Annotated in this window: 11 protein-coding genes; 10 read left to right on the forward strand and 1 reads right to left on the reverse strand. The window is 59.4% G+C overall.

Annotated features, from left to right (window positions below; genetic code table 11):
* Nucleotides 1-200: 200 nt before the first annotated feature.
* The 10 genes from gcvT to SynBIOSE41_RS17355 all read left to right on the forward strand — a co-directional run bounded on the left by gcvT (nt 201) and on the right by SynBIOSE41_RS17355 (nt 12,960).
* Nucleotides 201-1,304, forward strand: a complete 1,104-nt coding sequence (gene gcvT / locus SynBIOSE41_RS17310; protein WP_186539092.1) for a glycine cleavage system aminomethyltransferase GcvT — start codon at nt 201-203, stop codon at nt 1,302-1,304.
* A gap of 48 nt (nt 1,305-1,352) precedes the next feature.
* Nucleotides 1,353-3,188, forward strand: coding sequence for an aspartate--tRNA ligase (aspS, locus tag SynBIOSE41_RS17315; RefSeq protein WP_186539093.1), 1,836 nt, complete (start codon nt 1,353-1,355; stop codon nt 3,186-3,188).
* An 83-nt stretch (nt 3,189-3,271) separates the two neighbouring features.
* A complete protein-coding gene (locus tag SynBIOSE41_RS17320) occupies nt 3,272-4,402 on the forward strand; it encodes an RNA polymerase sigma factor, RpoD/SigA family (RefSeq protein ID WP_066912133.1) in 1,131 nt (376 codons plus the stop codon).
* 29 nt (nt 4,403-4,431) lie between these two features.
* Complete coding sequence (locus SynBIOSE41_RS17325) at nt 4,432-4,914, forward strand: Dps family protein (RefSeq protein ID WP_186539094.1); 483 nt, start codon at nt 4,432-4,434, stop codon at nt 4,912-4,914.
* A gap of 61 nt (nt 4,915-4,975) precedes the next feature.
* Nucleotides 4,976-6,655 carry a CTP synthase gene (locus SynBIOSE41_RS17330; protein ID WP_186539095.1) on the forward strand — a complete coding sequence of 560 codons (1,680 nt, stop codon included), beginning with the start codon at nt 4,976-4,978 and terminating at the stop codon, nt 6,653-6,655.
* A complete protein-coding gene (locus SynBIOSE41_RS17335) occupies nt 6,652-7,275 on the forward strand; it encodes a 7-carboxy-7-deazaguanine synthase QueE (RefSeq protein WP_370594157.1) in 624 nt (207 codons plus the stop codon). Before SynBIOSE41_RS17330 ends, SynBIOSE41_RS17335 begins: the two co-directional genes overlap by 4 nt.
* 33 nt (nt 7,276-7,308) lie before the next feature.
* Entirely contained in the window at nt 7,309-7,962 is a 654-nt protein-coding gene (locus SynBIOSE41_RS17340) for a M23 family metallopeptidase (RefSeq protein ID WP_255475865.1), read from the forward strand.
* Between the two features lie 3 nt (nt 7,963-7,965).
* Nucleotides 7,966-8,724: a peptidylprolyl isomerase gene (locus SynBIOSE41_RS17345; RefSeq protein WP_186539096.1), complete on the forward strand. Its 759-nt coding sequence runs from the start codon at nt 7,966-7,968 to the stop codon at nt 8,722-8,724.
* Nucleotides 8,725-8,741: 17 nt separating this feature from the next.
* The gene (locus SynBIOSE41_RS17350) at nt 8,742-11,678 is read left to right on the forward strand and encodes an ABC transporter transmembrane domain-containing protein (protein WP_186539097.1); all 2,937 of its coding nucleotides are present in this window, start codon (nt 8,742-8,744) and stop codon (nt 11,676-11,678) included.
* A 1-nt stretch (nt 11,679) separates the two neighbouring features.
* Complete coding sequence (locus SynBIOSE41_RS17355; RefSeq protein ID WP_186539098.1) at nt 11,680-12,960, forward strand: HlyD family secretion protein; 1,281 nt, start codon at nt 11,680-11,682, stop codon at nt 12,958-12,960.
* Here SynBIOSE41_RS17355 and SynBIOSE41_RS17360 read toward each other — a convergent pair whose 3' ends face one another.
* Nucleotides 12,961-13,506 (reverse strand): ecotin family protein, encoded by a 546-nt coding sequence (locus SynBIOSE41_RS17360; RefSeq protein WP_186539099.1) that lies wholly within the window; start codon nt 13,504-13,506, stop codon nt 12,961-12,963.
* Nucleotides 13,507-13,528: the final 22 nt, after the last annotated feature.

Here is a 13,528-nt window from a genome sequence, read left to right on the forward strand (position 1 = left end):
CCACCACCCTGGGCAGGGATGCAGTGCTGACAGGACTGGCAGGAAGACTTGGACAGAAGGCACTCTGAACGGAGGAGTTCAAGCTAAGGACGCTTTCCGTAGCGGTCGACGCTGATGACTCAATCTGCGGCTTTGCTTCCACTTCCAACGCAAACCGGAACTGCATCCATAGGATCCGCTGTGAACGCCTGATCTCCGTCATGGATCTGCAACGCACGCCGCTTCATGACCTCTGCCGAGAAGCCAAGGGCCGCATGGTTCCTTTTGCTGGCTGGGACATGGCGGTGCAATTCTCGGGGTTGATCGCCGAACACAAAGCCGTGCGTGAAGGCGTGGGCATGTTCGACATCTCCCACATGGGCGTGCTTCGGATCGAAGGCAGCAATCCCAAGGACGCACTCCAGACTCTGGTGCCAACAGACCTGCACCGGATCGGTGTGGGGCAGGCCTGCTACACCGTGCTGCTGAATGACAACGGCGGCATCCGTGACGACCTGATCGTCTACGACCAGGGGGAAGCGGCATCCGGCGACGGCACCGTGCTGGTGGTGATCAATGCTGCCTGCGCTGACAGCGACACGGCCTGGCTGAAACAGCAGCTGGAACCGCGAGGTCTCAGTGTTCAAGATGAAAAGCGGGATGGCGTGCTGCTCGCCCTGCAGGGTCCAAAGGCGATTGGGATTCTCGAAAAACTGAGCGGGGAGTCACTGCACGAGCTACCCCGCTTTGGCCATCGCCTGCTGCAACTGCAAGGGCTCAGCGAACAGGTGTTCTGCGCCCGAACCGGCTACACGGGAGAAGACGGTGCTGAACTGCTGCTGAGCCGGGCAGACGGACGCAAACTCTGGGCGCAACTGCTGGACCTGGATGTGGTGCCCTGCGGCCTGGGAGCACGCGACACCCTGCGTCTTGAGGCCGCCATGCACCTTTATGGCCAAGATATGAACGCCAACACCAACCCGTTTGAAGCAGGCCTGGGTTGGCTGGTCCACCTCGAGATGCCTCAGGACTTCATCGGCCGAGACGCTCTGGAGCAGGTCGCCGCCCATGGAGTCTCCCGGCGGCTGGTGGGGCTGAAGCTGCAAGGACGAGCCATCGCCCGCCATGACTACCCGGTGCTGCACAACGGTGAAAAGGTGGGAGTGGTCACCAGCGGCAGCTGGTCACCCACCCTGGAGGAGGCCATCGCCCTTGCCCTCGTACCCAAGGAACTGGCGAAAGTCGGCAGCGAACTTGGTGTGGAGATCCGAGGGCAGGTGCAACCGGCCACTGTGGTGAAGCGACCCTTCTACCGACGTGGTTAAAAGGGCCCGGGCTATGGGAAACTCGCCTGTCACCAGCTGATAAATCCCATGCGCAGCAACGGTTGCGGCGACCTGCGCAAGCAGCACATTGATAAGCAGGTGCAGCTGTGCGGCTGGGTAGATCGACGCCGCGACCACGGCGGTGTGATTTTCATTGACCTGCGCGACCGCAGCGGCACCGTGCAGATCACCGTGGACCCCGACCTGGGTACTGAGGCTTTTGCTGTGGCCGAACATCTGCGCAGCGAAACCGTGCTGCAGGTGAACGGCAAGGTGCGAGCCCGGCCGGCCGAATCCCTCAACGACAAGCTGGCGACGGGCTCAGTGGAAGTGCTGGCCAGCGGCATCACGGTGTTGAACAGCGTGAAAGGAAACCTTCCCTTCCCCGTCTCCGTGCACGACGAGGAAAACACCCGAGAAGAGCTGCGACTGCGTCACCGCTATCTGGATCTGCGCCGCAAGCGCATGAACGACAACCTGCGCCTGCGGGCCCAGACCATCCAGGCCGCCCGCCGCTACCTGGAAGACGAAGGCTTCATCGAGGTGGAGACACCGGTGCTCACGCGCTCAACCCCCGAAGGCGCGCGCGACTACGTACTCCCAAGCCGCGTCTGCGGCGGCGATTGGTTCGCCCTGCCGCAATCCCCCCAGCTGTTCAAACAGCTGCTGATGGTGGGTGGCATCGAGCGCTATTACCAGGTGGCCCGCTGCTTCCGCGACGAAGACCTGCGTGCCGACCGCCAGCCGGAGTTCACCCAGCTGGACATCGAAATGAGCTTCATGGATCAAGAGCAGATCCTCGAGCTCAACGAATCACTGATCTGCGCCATCTGGAAGGCCGTGAAGGGCATCGAGCTGCCGCGGCCCTTCCCCCGCATGACCTGGCATGAGGCCATGGAGCGCTACGGCACCGACAGGCCCGACACCCGTTACGGCATGGAGCTGGTGAGCGTTTCGGACATCGTCAAGGACATGGGCTTCAAGGTGTTCAGCGGTGCAGTGAAATCCGGCGGATCGGTGAAGTGCATCGCTGTCCCCGGCGGCAACGATGCGGTGAGCAACGTGCGGATCAAGCCCGGCGGCGACGTGTTCAGCGAAGCCCAGAAAGCCGGTGCCGGTGGCCTGGCCTTCATCCGCGTGCGCGACGGTGGCGAAATCGACACGATCGGTGCGATCAAGGACAATCTCAGCGATGCGCAGAAGCAGGAGCTGCTCAGTCGCACCGGAGCCCAACCAGGCACGCTGCTGTTATTCGGTGCCGGTGACACCGCCACGGTGAACAAGGCCCTCGACCGGGTGCGTCAATACCTCGCCAAAGAGCTGGGCATGGTCCAACCCGACAGGGAGAACGACCAGTGGAACTTCCTCTGGGTCGTGGATTTCCCGATGTTCGAGTTCAACAGTGATGAGAATCGTTTTGAGGCTCTGCATCACCCCTTCTGCGCTCCCAACGCCGAAGACCTGGGCAACGACCCCTCGAAGTGGGCCCAGACACTGCCGGAAGCCCGCGCTCAGGCTTACGACCTCGTGCTCAACGGGCTCGAACTCGGTGGTGGCTCGTTGCGCATCCATGACTCGGCCCTGCAGCGACAGGTGTTACAGACCGTGGGTCTGCCCCTGGAGGAAGCCCAGGAGCAGTTCGGCTTCCTGATGGATGCCCTGGATGTCGGAGCTCCCCCCCACGGAGGCCTGGCCTTCGGCGTCGACCGGATGGTGATGCTGCTGGCAGGCGAGGAATCGATCCGCGACACGATCGCCTTCCCCAAGACCCAGCAGGCGCGTTGTCTGATGACCAACGCTCCCGGCGGTGTTGCCGACAAACAGCTTGAGGAGCTGCATGTGGCCAGCACCTGGGTGGAAGAGAACGACGAGACCGCGAACTAGAACCCGAACAGAAACCAGCGGTTCGGAGCACTGGGCTCTCAAAGCATCAACCCTGGAAGGACTGTGAGCCATTCAGGGTTTCCTTGGCCAAACACTCCCGATCGACGGGGCATGCCCCGATCCGCTGGAGCGGTGGCAACGACCTGCTGCGCCTGTACTTACAGGACATCGGTCGAGTCGACCTGCTCACCAGCGAAGAAGAAGTCACCCTCTCTCGTCAGGTCCAGGCGCGGGAAAAACTGCTCGTGCAGGAGCGGGACCTCAGCAATCACCATGCGGCAATCCGGATCCTGCTGGATCTGGAGGAACTGCAGTTGCGTGAGGCCAATCAGGTGAGCCACTGGCCCACACGTCAGGAATGGGCTCGGGCGGCTGAGTTGCCCCTCGAGGAACTCAATCGACAGCTGAATGAGGGCTACAGCCTCTGGGCCGAGGAGGTGGGCCTTGAGGCCAAGGAATTGCAGCGACGGCTTCGGGAGGGTCGCAGGGCACGCGACCGGATGATCCAGGCCAACCTGCGCCTTGTGGTGGCAGTGGCCAAGAAATACCAGCAGCGGGGCATGGAGCTGCTGGATCTGGTTCAGGAAGGCACGCTTGGCCTCGAGAGGGCGGTTGAAAAGTTCGACCCCACCCGAGGCTTCCGCTTCAGCACTTATGCCTACTGGTGGATCCGTCAGGGAATCACCCGAGCCATCGCCACCCAGAGCCGAACGATTCGTCTGCCGGTGCATGTCACCGAAAAACTGAACCGCATCAAGCGCGTTCAGCAGGAGATCGCCACCGAAAAGGGACGACTGGCATCGGTGACTGATCTGGCCAGGGAACTGGGGCTGAGCGAAGAAACAGTGCGCATGACGCTAATGCGGGTTCCTCGCTCGGTCTCCCTGGAGACCAGGGTCGGAAAGGATCAGGACACCCAGCTGGGAGACCTGCTGGAAGACGGCAGTGCCACACCTGAGCAGACCCTCACCCGCGACTCCCTCCATGACGATCTGGAGCACTTGTTGGATGAGCTGACACCAAGGGAAGCGGAAGTGATTCGCAGCCGTTTCGGCCTCGAGGACGATCACCCGCGCACCCTGGCGGAAATCGGTGAAGCGATGGCGCTGTCGCGGGAACGGGTTCGCCAGATCGAGACGCGCGCCCTGCTCAAGCTGCGCCAACCGCAGCGGCGATCCAAGGTGAAGGACTACATCCTGGGCCTGGATTCCTGACCTCAACCACCGTTATCCAAACCAATTGCATGGCCAGCGCACCCCAGATCAACATCGGTATCCCTCAGGAACAGCGCGAGCAGATCGCTGCTGGGCTCAGTCGATTACTGGCTGATACCTATGTGCTCTATGGAAAAACGCATGGCTTCCACTGGAACGTGACCGGTCCGATGTTCAACACCCTGCATTTGATGTTCATGGACCAGTACACCGAGCTTTGGAACTCCCTGGACGAGATCGCCGAGAGAATCAGGGCTCTGGGCATCGTGGCCCCCTATGGCGGCGCGACCCTTGCCGGACTGGCATCGATCAAGGAAGTCAGCCAACCACCTGCTGCTCTCGACATGGTGCGCGAACTGGTGGCTGGCCATGAGGCCGTGGCCAGAACCGCTCGCAGCATTTTCCCGCTGGCGGAGGCCGCCAGCGATGAACCCACCGCTGACCTGCTGACCCAGCGGCTGCAGATTCACGAGAAAACCGCCTGGATGCTCAGAAGCCTGCTGGAGGACTGAGGCTCGGCCAAAACCGAACCCCTTGGTGCAATGGGTACATTGAAGAATCGACCAGGGGTTCATGGCCAAGTTCGTCTTCGTCACCGGTGGTGTCGTCTCCAGCATCGGCAAGGGAATCGTGGCCGCCAGCCTGGGACGCCTGCTCAAATCGCGTGGCTACAGCGTTTCGATTCTGAAGCTGGATCCATACCTGAATGTGGACCCAGGCACGATGAGCCCGTTTCAACATGGCGAGGTCTTCGTCACCGAAGATGGGGCTGAGACCGACCTCGACCTGGGTCACTACGAACGCTTCACCGATACAGCGATGTCGCGCCTCAACAGCGTGACCACCGGTTCGATCTACCAGTCGGTGATCAACAAGGAGCGCCGCGGTGATTACAACGGTGGCACGGTGCAGGTGATCCCCCACATCACCGGTGAGATCCGCGAACGGATCCACCGCGTGGCCGCCAACAGTGGCGCCGATGTGGTGATCACCGAAATCGGCGGCACCGTGGGTGACATCGAGTCGCTGCCCTTTCTGGAAGCCATCCGAGAATTCCGCGGCGATGTGGGTCGCCATGACCTGGCCTACATCCACGTGACCCTGCTGCCTTACATCGGCACCTCTGGAGAACTGAAAACCAAACCCACCCAGCACTCGGTGAAGGAGCTGCGATCGATCGGCATCCAACCCGATGTGCTGGTATGCCGAAGCGACCGGGACATCAACCAGGAGCTCAAACGCAAAATCGGCGGCTTCTGTGGGGTTCCCGAACGAGCTGTGATTCCTTCCCTCGACGCCGACAGCATCTATGCCGTGCCCTTGACCCTCGAGGACGAAGGCCTCTGCCGCGAAGTGCTCGATGTTCTGCAACTGGAGGACCATGACAGCGACATGGCTGGCTGGGCCCAGCTGGTGCATCAGATGCGCAACCCAGGACCGACCGTCAAGGTGGCGTTGGTCGGCAAGTACGTGCAACTCAACGACGCCTACCTCTCGGTGGTCGAAGCCCTGCGCCACGCCTGTTTAGCGCAGAATGCCTCCCTGGATTTGCACTGGGTCTGCGCTGAGCAGATCGAGAACGACGGAGCCGAAAGCCTGCTGAAAGGCATGGACGCCGTCGTGGTACCGGGCGGCTTCGGCAATCGGGGTGTTGACGGCAAGGTGGCCGCCATTCGCTGGGCAAGGGAACAACGGGTGCCCTTCCTGGGTTTGTGTCTCGGCATGCAAACGGCGGTGATCGAGTGGGCTCGCAATCAGGCCGGTCTCACGGATGCATCCAGCGCTGAGCTCGATCCCGACACCCAACATGCGGTGATTCACCTGCTTCCTGAGCAGCAGGACGTCGTCGATCTCGGCGGCACGATGCGTCTGGGGGTTTATCCGTGCCGGATCGCAGAGGGCTCGATGGCCGCACACCTCTACGGCGATCAGGTGGTCTACGAACGACACCGGCACCGTTATGAGTTCAACAATGCCTACCGCAGCCTGTTCCTCGAATCGGGTTATCGGATCAGCGGCAGCTCACCCGATGGCCGGCTGGTGGAACTGATCGAGCTGCCGGGTCATCCCTTCTTCACGGCCTGCCAGTACCACCCGGAATTCCTGTCGCGCCCGGGCAGACCACATCCCCTGTTCCGCGGTTTGATCGAGGCAGCCCAGCAGCGCCTGCCCTCAAGTCCCAGCGAAGCTCTGCGTCAACAGGGTTCTGCCATCGGAGGCCGCGACTTCCCTGAAGCCAGCCGCAACCCTTGAGCATTGCCGAGTCCCTGAACGGCCTGCCGTTGGTGGAAACCTTCCACTCCCTGCAGGGGGAAGGTCTGCATGCAGGTCGCAGCGCCTTCTTCATCCGCCTCGGCGGCTGCAAGGTGGGCTGCAGCTGGTGTGACACCAAGCATTCCTGGTCAGCAAACGTGCACCCGCAACGCAGCGTCGAAGACCTGGCGCAGGATGCCTTGCAGGCCGCGAAGGAAGGAGCAGCATTCGTGGTCATCACCGGCGGAGAACCACTGCATCACCAGCTTGAACCGCTCACCAGCGCCATCCACAGCAGCTGTTCACTTCCGATCCACCTTGAGACCAGTGGCGTGGATCCCCTCAGCGGCAGCCCCGACTGGATCACGCTCTCGCCGAAACGACACAAACCACCCAGGCAGGATCTGCTCTCCTGCTGCCATGAACTGAAGGTGGTGGTTCATGAAGCTGCAGATCTGCTGTTCGCCGATGTGGTGGCCTCTCAGGCTCCTCAGGCTCATTGGCTTGTACAACCGGGATGGGAGAGCCAGGAAGGCCAGAAGCTGGCAGTGACCAAAGCACAGAGAGACGGACGCTGGCGGCTGAGCCTGCAGAACCACAAGTGGCTTGGCGTGCGCTGAATCGATACAACAGCGGAATCAGATCCTTCTGCCATGCGCCGGAACAGTCTGCTGATGCTCGCAGCCACGGCGATTGGGATCACATGGGCTTTTGCAGACATGGCATCGACCATCGATGCACAACCTCTTCCTCCTGAACAGGTCCCAGAACGCACTGGTGTTTCCAATCTGGCCTTGCTGAGCCAATCCCGCCCGCGACGGCTGCCCGACACCCACCGTCCTTTCCGCAAAGGCGAAACTCTGCGTCTGGTTTATCCACTCGCTCAGCCTGCGCAGGAGGTTCAGCCCTATGGCTGGCGCTACTCAGACCGTCGCCAACGCTGGCGCATGCACGTGGGTCATGACCTGATCGCTCCTGCAGCCACCCCGGTCCTGGCCATGCTTTCAGGACGGGTCCATCTGGTGCAGTCGATCAGTGGCTATGGACTCACGGTGCTGCTGGACCATGGCCGGGGCTGGCAGACCCTGTACGCCCATCTGCAGAGCGCGGACGTTCATGCCGGTCAGCTGCTGCGTGCCGGTGACCGCATCGGCCGCGTTGGTCGCAGCGGCTCCGCCAGCACCGACCATCTGCATGTGGAGTTGCGACGACTGGAAGGACGCCAGGCCTTTGCGCTGGATCTTGGTCCATTACTGCCGCCAGAATCCACACTCTCAGAGATCACTGGCCCGCCAGCTAGCTTCTGATGCATGGATGACTTCCGGCCCGCTGTTCAGGCCTCACTGACCAACCTGGGTGCCGACACCCTCGACCTGCTGCGTCGCAATGACCTGCTGCATTCCTTGGTGAGAAAGCAGCTCATGCACGAGGCCACCACCGGCCTCAGCCCCTCAGCAGAACTGATTCAGAAGGCGCTGGTCAACCACTGCCAACAGGCCCAGATCAAAGATGAAGCAGCTCTGAAAATCTGGTTGGAAGAGCGTTGTTTGAGCAGGGATGAGCTGCTCGTGCAATTAAGTATGCCTCTCAAGCTCGCTGAACTGGCGTTGAACAGTTTTGGCATCCAAGCAGAAGCACGTTTTCTGCAGCGAAAGGAATCGCTCGATCAAGTGACCTACAGCCTGCTGCGGGTCAAGGATTCCGGAATGGCCCATGAGCTGTATCTGCAGTTGGAGGCAGGTGAAGCAAGCTTTGAGAACCTGGCCACAGATCACAGCGAAGGACCTGAAAAACGCAGCAGCGGCAAAATCGGCCCAGGAAGCCTGATGCGTGCGCATCCTCAACTGCGCTATCGGTTGCGTACAGCCACCCCTGGTGTGGTCATGGAACCCATACTCATCGATCAATGGTGGGTGGTGAGCCGCCTTGATGAGCGTCATGAAGCCAGCTTCAATGACGCGATGCGTCAGCGCATGGCCAGCGAAATGCTTGAGGATTGGCTGCGGATTGAGACCAAGGAACTGGTCAAATCTCTCTCAAGCATGGAAAATGATCCGGCCGTGCCCTAACGATTCTGGAATCCGCAATGTCGATCGGGCTCGAAGCCCTGCGTACCAGATTCCGCGAACAGGGTGAATCCCAGCGGTATGCCCTGGGTCAGCCCCTTTGTGAGAGGCAGTTCATCCCTGGTCGCGTGCTGCTGATCGAGAGTGGCAGTGCCCGACTGCTCGGAGAACAAGGGGGTCGACTCAGCACCCTGATCCGTCTTGAGGCTGGCAGCTTTGTGGGTGTGGCTTCACTGCTGCGTGCCGCTGCTTGCGAAGAGGTCAGAGCTGCCTCAGAGCTGGTCGCCATCAGCCTCAGCGACGAACAGCTGCTTGCACTTGTGAACAGTGACCCAACAATCGCTGCTGCTTGCCGCAATCATCTGTGGGAAGCGGAGCTAGCAGCGCTTCTGCAGCAGCAACTCGATCGTGTCGCCAAGCAATCACTGTCTCTGAGCGAATTGCTCACGGAGCTCCTGCCCACAGCACAACTGTTGGACGCCTCGAACGACGGCGCCATCCGCACCTCCCTGAACCAAGGGGAGCGACTGTTCCTTGCCAGTCAACCCCCTGAGGGAACTGAGGCTGCGCTTGGAGATGAGCTCATCGATCCTGGTCTCATCGCTGCGATGCCAGTCGATGTGCACGGCTTGCCGATGCGGGTGATCGCCCTTCCAGGCGGGGCTTTTGCAGCGATCGACGCCGAAATACAAGAGCAAAAAGTCGAACCCGAGGCCGTCAGCAACCTGACTGACAGCTCCCAATCTCGCAGTGAGATCACGCAGGCCCCTCGGCACGTGCCGGTGAGCCGCTTCAACCAAACCAATGAAGACAACCGCGACTTCTTCGTGGCGGGTGAAGGCGTTGTCGAAGAGACATTGGCCTGCTTCCAGATGCTGACCAAGCTGATGAAGCTGCCATTCCGGCGCGATGCCATTGAACGGGTCCTACGCGATCAGCTGCGCCGCAACCAGGCACCCACATTGCGACTCTGTGGCCAGATCGCAGCCGGTTTAGGCCTGCACGTATCGGGTGCCAAGGTGGCGGCGAGCATGGGCCTGCGTCTGCAGACGCCAACATTGGTGCCCTGGGGACAGGCCTTTGCCCTGGCAGTGCGCAGCGATCAACGAGGCCTTGTGCTGGCGTCGCCGAGCCAGGGCTTTGTGGAACTCGATTTAACCCAACTGGAAAACGCTTTCCCAGAGGGAATTGATCTGCTGCTGATCGACCGCACCAGCGCCACACAAGAGCAAAATTTTGGTCCCTCCTGGTTTTGGCCTGCTCTCAAGCGCTACCGCGGTGTACTGGCTCAGGTGCTGATCGCCAGCTTCGTGGTGCAGTTGTTCACCCTGACCAATCCTCTGCTGATCCAGGTGATCGTCGACAAGGTGATTGCCCAGCGCAGCCTGGACACCCTGCAGGTTCTTGGCATCGCACTTGTGGCAGTGACGCTGCTTGAAGGAGTTCTGGGCAGTCTGAAGACCTACTTATTTACCGAAACCACCAACCGTATCGACCAGCGCCTCGGCGCGGAAGTCATTGACCATTTGCTCCGGCTCCCCCTCGGCTATTTCGATCGCCGCCCGGTGGGTGAGCTGGGATCCCGAATCGCCGAGCTTGAAAAGATCCGCAACTTTCTGACTGGTCAGGCTCTGACCACTGTTCTTGATGCGGCTTTTTCAGTCATCTACATCGTGGTGATGCTCTTCTACAGCTGGGTGCTGACCTTGGTCGCCCTGGCCGTTCTGCCGATACAGATCGCACTCACCCTGCTGGGTGCACCTCTGTTCCGGAGGCAGTACCGCAAAGCGGCTGAAGCCAATGCTTCAACGTCAAGCCATCTCATTGAAGTGCTTACCGGAATTCAAACGGTGAAAAGCCAAAACGTTGAAATGGTGAGTCGTTGGACCTGGCAAGAACGCTATGCCAAGTACATCAGCCGCACATTTGAACAGACCATTACTGGAACAGCACTCAGCCAAACATCACAGGTTCTGCAGAAAATCTCCCAGCTCTTGGTGCTCTGGGTGGGCGCCATATTGGTTCTCTCTGGAGATCTCACCCTCGGTCAGCTGATTGCCTTCCGAATCATCTCCGGCTATGTGACTCAACCACTTCTGCGCCTTTCAACGATCTGGCAGACGATCCAGGAATTAAGGGTGAGCTTCGAGCGATTGGCTGATGTGATCGACACCAAACAGGAATCTGACGATCAGGACAAAGCCAAGGTGCCCCTGCCCCCCATTGAAGGTGCAGTGCACTTCGACAACCTCACTTTCGCCTTCAATCCAGGCTCAGCTCCGGTCTTGAACGATGTATCGCTGCAAGTGAAACCCGGCACCTTTGTCGGAATCGTTGGACAAAGCGGAAGCGGCAAAAGCACGCTGATGAAACTGTTGCCACGGCTTTACTCGCCAAACAAGGGCCGGATCTTGATCGATGGATATGACATCGACAAAGTCGAGCTTTACTCGCTGCGGCGCCAGATCGGCATCGTTCCCCAGGACCCTTTGCTGTTCTCGGGAAACGTGAGCGAGAACATCGCTCTGACACAGCCGGATGCCACCAGCGAACAGATTGTGATGGCCGCAAAAGTTGCTTGTGCCCATGACTTCATCATGGAGCTACCGGCTGGATACAGCACCTCAGTGGGTGAGCGTGGAGCCTCTCTCAGTGGAGGACAACGTCAGCGCATTGCCATCGCCCGCACACTCCTAGCCAATCCAAAGCTGCTGGTGATGGACGAAGCCACGAGCGCACTCGACTACGAAACCGAGCGCAGGGTCTGCGACAACATGATCCAGGCCTTGCACGACTGCACGGTTTTCTTCATCACCCACCGCCTATCCACCGTGCGTCGGGCAGATCTGATTGTTGTGATGCACCAGGGCGCGGTGGTTGAAAAGGGTTCGCACGACGAACTGATGAGCCAACGCGGTCGTTACTACGCCCTTTACCGCCAGCAGGAGGCCAGCTGAGATGAAGAACGATTCCAACAACAACAACTCTCAGAACGACACTGGCAGTCAGGAGAACGGAAGCAACAAGGAAAGTGCTCCCGGAAAGCTTGTCAGGCAGGCACGCTCAGCACTGGAGAACCGCATCACCCTGGTCAGCGATCAGGAGAACGTTCTGCAGCAAAGTCGCTTGTGGATGAAGACAGTCACCTGGGGGCTGATCGGTACCACCCTGCTCGGCATCGGCTTCCTGGCGGTAGCTCGTACTGAAGAAGTGGTGGTTGCTAAGGGCAAACTCGAACCGATCGGGAACGTCAAGGAAGTTCGGGTCCCACCTGGCGGAGTCGTCGAGGAAATTCTGGTAGAAAGCGGCGAACGCGTCACCAAGGGCCAGGCCCTCATCCGCCTCGATCAGGAAAGCACAGCGGAACAACTCAAGTCCGCGATCCAGGGCGTGGAAGAAAAAACCACTGAAATCAACCAGAGAGAACAACAGCTCGTTCTGAAAAATCAGGAAAAAGAGCGCACCAAGGATTTAAACCGCGAACAGGTAGCCACCACGCGCGCCAAACTTGCTCTTGAAGAAGATATCCTGAGACGATTAAGTACCCTGGCCGAAGAAGGAGGCATCAAAGATATTCAATATCTGCAGCAACGCAACACGGTAGAGGAGGTGAAAGGTGATCTAATCAAATTGAAGCTCGATGGTCGCCGTCAAATGAATCAGCTCGACCAGGAAACCAAATTAATTAACGCACAGCTTGCAGGCCTACGCAGCGAGAGAGCTCGGCTCAATTCCGAGCTGACGCAAGTCAGGGTTACGAACAAAAATCAGATCCTGCGAGCACCTGTTGACGGAATTGTTTTTGATTTGAAACTGAACAATCCCGGTTTCGTCTCCCAGGCCATGTCGTCCGATGTGATGTTGAAGGTGGTGCCTTTCAACACCCTCGAGGCGGACGTGATGATCCCAAGCAACAAGATTGGTTTCGTACGAACTGGTCAGCCAGCAGACATCAGCATCGACTCCTTTCCAGCCACTGACTTCGGCGTACTTGAAGGAACCGTTCAGTCGGTGGGATCAGACGCACTTCCTCCTAACCCACAGCAGATGGAACAGGAGTACACCTACCCAGCAGTGATCAAATTGGACAGCCAGCAACTCAAACTCAAGAGCGGCAAACAGTTGCCACTTCAGGTGGGCATGTCACTCACCGCCAACATCAAGTTGCGCAGTGTCAGCTATTTGCAGCTGATGCTGAACACCTTCCGAAGCAAGACCGACTCACTGCGACAGATTTGATCAGAGCCTGACCCCAGGCTGCTGGCGGGTCTCCGCTTTCCAGATCCGCCAGCGCAGCTGCAAGGTCTCGGGCAGATCCACAACGATCGGCCAGGAGGCGTTGTAAGGAACGAGATAGGGTTGCTTGCCGAGCGATAGGAAAGAAGTACCGGTGGACTGATCATCAGGACAGGCCATCTTGGTGCTGATCACAGCCACTGGAGCCTTCACTTCAAAAAGGGCCTTGCCAGATGCCTTGGGCAGCATGCGCATGGTCATCCCAGAACCTGAAAGGCGCTTGGTGTTGCAATCAAGGGTGACCGTTAGGCCCACGATCAGCTGAATCCGCCAGTCGATCGGTTGTGCAGAGATGAATGGATCTGAACTCTTAGGCAGCAGACCCGACGGCTGAATCACCCAACGTTTGAGGCCAGGGGCTGGCTCCGGATAGCCGGTCAAATTCAGCCGCGGAATCGCAACACCGGGCAGCGCAGAAACAGCGGAGAGCGACAGAGCAGCTCCAAAGCAGGTGATTGGCTTCAACAGCTGATGCGGAGGCTTCGTCATCACCCCATGGACAACAGAATGC

Origin of the sequence: Synechococcus sp. BIOS-E4-1 (assembly GCF_014279995.1) — a bacterium.
Taxonomy (GTDB): Bacteria; Cyanobacteriota; Cyanobacteriia; order PCC-6307; family Cyanobiaceae; genus Synechococcus_C.